Consider the following 742-nt stretch of genomic DNA (forward strand, 5'->3'; position numbering starts at 1 on the left):
GCACCTTTATTTCTTATCACCTTCTGGGCCGCTTCCTCGAGAACTAAACATACAATCTCGATTAGCGGAAGTCCTTTAGGTTCTGCTTTCGTCCATTGTGATTTCGCCATGACTAGCTCCTCTTGCTGCGGCTGTCTACCGCACCGCGCAGTTCTGCCCGCCTTGTGTTTTAACAGACGCTCTGAGAGCGTTGGTCTGAGTTCCTGCAATAGTCATGAGATTAATCACCTCTACTTACATCGTTAATGTTCGGTCCTTCGAGTTGCCTCTACTATGACCTCGGCTGACTTCTAATTTAACATCCAGTTCCCTCTCGAGCCCTGTAGCCAGTGGCATTAAATCAGATCTCCCCAGGTATGACGTCGCTCTTTCCTGCCTGTCCATCGGATCTACGTCCTAGGGTCCTGTATGAGTATTGGGCGTTGGGTAGTGTGGCCCCCAAACCCGCCTAGACCGCCTCCTATCCGCTTCCTGTTCGTTGAACATGCATTTTGCTATCAGCTTCCTTCAGACTCAACGTCGCCGTTGAACCCTTGCCGAGTCGCTAACCTTTCCCCTCATCGGGCAGGTTCGGGATTTGCACCCTACAGAAAGACGCCCTGCTGGGCGCACCACAATCGAGTAGGGCCGGTTATTACCCGTCCCTCTCACACCACCTGGCATGCCGTTCGGCACCAAGGCGGTTCCAGTAAACATCCCTACGTTCCAGATGCGGTTCGCAGGGCCTTTTCTAAACTGTACC

Annotated in this window: 1 protein-coding gene; it reads left to right on the top strand. The window is 52.7% G+C overall.

Features of this window, described 5'->3' with window-relative positions:
- Nucleotides 1-408: 408 nt before the first annotated feature.
- Nucleotides 409-742, top strand: a 334-nt coding sequence (locus ADH67_RS13210) for a hypothetical protein (protein WP_201790829.1), incomplete at its 3' end; no start/stop codon positions are given.

The sequence above is a fragment of the Turicimonas muris genome, from assembly GCF_002221595.1.
In the GTDB taxonomy this organism is placed as follows: domain Bacteria; phylum Pseudomonadota; class Gammaproteobacteria; order Burkholderiales; family Burkholderiaceae_F; genus Turicimonas; species Turicimonas muris.